This window comes from Micromonospora craterilacus (genome assembly GCF_003236315.1).
Classification (GTDB): domain Bacteria; phylum Actinomycetota; class Actinomycetes; order Mycobacteriales; family Micromonosporaceae; genus Micromonospora; species Micromonospora craterilacus.
Map to the genome: position 1 here is coordinate 1 of NZ_POTY01000380.1, position 3769 is coordinate 3769.

2 protein-coding genes and 1 pseudogene are annotated in these 3769 nt (G+C 71.4%); all 3 read left to right on the forward strand.

Annotated elements, in window-relative coordinates:
• Positions 1-135 precede the first annotated feature (135 nt).
• Complete coding sequence (locus C1I95_RS32555) at positions 136-1356, forward strand: thiolase family protein (RefSeq protein WP_111219783.1); 1221 nt, start codon at positions 136-138, stop codon at positions 1354-1356.
• Positions 1353-3455 carry a 3-hydroxyacyl-CoA dehydrogenase NAD-binding domain-containing protein gene (locus C1I95_RS32560; protein WP_111219785.1) on the forward strand — a complete coding sequence of 701 codons (2103 nt, stop codon included), beginning with the start codon at positions 1353-1355 and terminating at the stop codon, positions 3453-3455. Before C1I95_RS32555 ends, C1I95_RS32560 begins: the two co-directional genes overlap by 4 nt.
• Before the next feature lie 128 nt (positions 3456-3583).
• Positions 3584-3769 (forward strand): annotated as a pseudogene (locus C1I95_RS36770) (hypothetical protein); the annotation flags it as partial.

The following is a 3769-nucleotide window of genomic DNA, read 5'->3' on the forward strand; positions in this document are numbered from 1 at the left end:
CCACAGTGGGGGGTGCGGGCACGGGTTATTACTGGCGAGTAGCATCGGGGAAACGCCAGTGCTGGCGACCTTCATTCGGTCCGTAGCGCCGCCTGGCGGCGCGGAGGCCGAATTATGGTCGAATAGGAGGCTCAAGTGCCCCGTGAAGTCCGGGATGTCGTCTTCGTCGACGGCGTCCGTACCCCATTCGGCAGGGCGGGTGGCATGTACGCCAACACCCGCGCCGACGACCTGGTGATCCGATGCATCCGCGAGCTGCTGCGCCGCAACCCGCAGCTGCCGCCGGACCGGGTCGAGGAGGTCGCCATCGCCGCCACCACCCAGATCGGTGACCAGGGCCTGACCATCGGCCGCACCGCCGCCCTGCTGGCGGGCCTGCCCAAGACCGTTCCCGGCTTCGCCATCGACCGGATGTGCGCCGGGGCGATGACCGCCGTGACCACCGTCGCCAGCGGCATCGCCGTGGGCGCGTACGACGTGGCGATCGCCGGCGGCGTCGAGCACATGGGCCGCCACCCGATGGGCGAGGGCGTCGACCCGAACCCGCGCATCGTCGCGGAGAAGCTGGTCGACCCGTCCGCGCTGGTCATGGGCGCCACCGCGGAGAACCTGCACGACCGGGTCCCGCACATCACCAAGGAGCGGACCGACGCGTTCGCCCTCGCCTCGCAGCAGAAGACCGCGAAGGCGTACGCCAACGGCAAGCTCCAGGACGACCTGGTGCCGGTCGCGATCCGCGACCCGGAGACCGGCTGGGGCCTGGCCACGGTCGACGAGGCGCCCCGGGACACCTCGATGGAGAAGCTGGCCTCCCTCAAGACCCCGTTCCGCCCGCACGGCAAGGTCACCGCGGGCAACGCGGCCGGCCTGAACGACGGTGCCACCGCCAGCCTGCTGGTGGCCGAGGAGGTCGCCCGCGAGCTGGGCCTGCCGATCGCCATGCGGCTGGTGTCGTACGGCTTCGTCGGGGTGGAGCCCGAGGTGATGGGCGTCGGCCCGATCCCGTCGACCGAGAAGGCGCTGCGCATCGCCGGCCTGAGCATCGACGACATCGGCCTGTTCGAGCTGAACGAGGCGTTCGCCGTGCAGGTGCTCGCCTTCCTCGACCACTTCGGCATCGCCGACGACGACCCACGGGTGAACCAGTGGGGCGGCGCGATCGCCATCGGTCACCCGCTCGCCTCCTCAGGCGTACGGCTGATGACCCAGCTCGCCCGGCAGTTCGCCGAGCACCCCGAGGTCCGCTACGGCATCACCGCGATGTGCATCGGCATCGGCATGGGCGGCACGGTGATCTGGGAGAACCCGCACTGGACCGAGTCCGGTCAGTCGGCTCAGGGGGAGGGCAACAAGTGAGCGCGCTCGCGGCACCGAACGAGGTGGTCACCCGGGCGCTGCTGCGCCAGGTGAACGTGCCGGGGCTGGACCGCCCGGCCGCCCTGATCACCCTCGACAACGGATTCGACCACACCAAGCCGAACACCTTCGGCCCGGCCGGCCTGACCAGCCTGGACGAGGCGATCAGCGCCGCCCTGGCGGCCGACCCAGCGTTCATCGCGGTCACCGGCAAGCCGTACATCTTCTGCGTCGGCGCGGACATCACCGGCCTACCCCTGCTCGCCGACCGCGCGCAGGCGCTGGAGATCGGCCGGCTCGGGCACCGCGTCTTCGCCCGGCTCAAGGACAGCGCCGTCCCGACCTTCGCCTTCGTCAACGGCGCGGCCATGGGCGGCGGCCTGGAGCTGGCCCTGCACTGCCACTACCGGACACTGTCGGCGGGCGCCGCAGCCTTGGCGCTGCCCGAGGTCTCCCTCGGCCTGATCCCGGGCTGGGGCGGCACGCAGCTGCTGCCGAACCTGATCGGCATCCCGGCGGCCACCCAGGTGATCATCCAGAACCCGCTGATGCAGAACAAGATGCTCAAGCCGAAGCAGGCCGCCGAGCTGGGCATCGCCGACGTGCTGCTAGAGCCGGCCGACTTCCTCGAGCGTTCCCTGGAGTGGGCCGCCGGCGTGGTGCGCGGCGAGGTCACCGTGACCCGGCCCGAGGTCGACAAGGACATGTGGGCGGGCGTGCTCTACTTCGCCCGGCAGACCCTGGACCAGCGGCTGCACGGCGCCGTCCCGGCCGCGTACCAGGCGCTGGACCTGCTGGAGACGGCGAAGGACGCCGACTTCGCCGCCGGCACCGCCGCGGAGGACGAGGCCCTGGCCGACCTGGTCTTCTCCGAGGAACTGCGCAGCGGCCTGTACGCCTTCGACCTGGTGCAGCGGCGGGCCAAGCGGCCGGCCGGCGCGCCGGACAAGAGCCTGGCCCGCCCGGTGACCAAGGTGGGCATCGTCGGCGCCGGCCTGATGGCCAGCCAACTGGCGCTGCTGTTCGCCCGCCGCCTGCAGGTACCGGTCGTGCTCACCGACCTGGACCAGGCCCGGGTGGACAAGGGCGTGGGCTACGTGCACACCCAGATCGAGAAGGCCGTCAGCAAGGGCCGGATGGACAAGGGCACGGCGGCCAAGCTGTACGGCCTGGTCTCCGGCGCACCAACGGCAGAGGCCTTCGCGGCGTCGACGCCGGGCCAGCTCACTTCGTTCGCTGACTGTGACTTCGTCATCGAGGCGGTCTTCGAGGACCTGACCGTCAAGAAGCAGGTCTGGGCCGAGCTGGAGAAGATCGTCAAGCCGGAGGCGGTGCTCGCCACCAACACGAGTTCGCTGTCGGTCACCGCCATGGCGGAGGAGTTGGCGCACCCGGAGCGGGTGGTCGGCTTCCACTTCTTCAACCCGGTCGCGGTGCTGCCGCTGCTGGAGATCGTCCGGGGTGAGCGCACCGACGACGCGACGCTGGCCACCGCCTTCGCGGTGGGCAAGCAGCTGAAGAAGTCCTGCGTACTGGTCAAGGACGCGCCCGCGTTCGTGGTGAACCGGCTGCTGACCCGTTTCCTCGGCACGGTCTTCGCGGCCGTGGACGCCGGCACTCCGCTGGAGGTGGCGAACCGGGCGCTGGACCCGCTGGGCCTGCCGATGCGCCCACTCGCGTTGCTCCAGCTCGTCGGCCCCGCCGTGGCGTACCACGTCGGCGGCACCCTGCACGCCACGTTCCCGGACCGGTTCGGCGTCAGCGAGAACCTCAAGCGGATCGCCGACTCCGGCCAGCCGATCGTGGTCGACGACGAGATCAACGCCGAGGTGGCGAAGCTGCTGGTCGTCGGCGATCAGCCGCTCACCGAGGAGCAGGTACGCGCCAACGCGCTCGACGCGCTGGCCCAGGAGATCCGGCTGATGCTCGACGAGGGCGTGGTGGCCGAGGCGCAGGACATCGACCTGTGCCTGATCCTCGGCGCCGGCTGGCCGTTCCACCTGGGCGGCGTCACTCCGTACCTGGACCGGACCGGCACCAGCGAGCGGGTCACCGGTCGGCGGTTCCTGCCGCGCGGGGCGGCCAGTCTCGCCGGCTGAGTCGACCAGGACGACAGGGGGCGCGGTGGTCACCCGGACGGGGTGACCACCGCCACCCCTTTCAGGACATCGGGACGTGCGGCGCCTGGCTACCATCACCGGTTCCACCAACGCCAGGAGCTGACCGCATGTCCCAACCGGATGCACACCAGAACCCGCCGGGCGCCGGCCCGTACACACCGGGCAGCGGCTTCCCGCCGGCAGGAGGCTACCCGCCACCGGGCCACGCCCCGTACCCACCGCCGAACGCCGCGTATCCCACCTCGGGTGCCGCCGACCCGGCGTACCCCCAGGCCGCGCCCGCACCGGGTGAG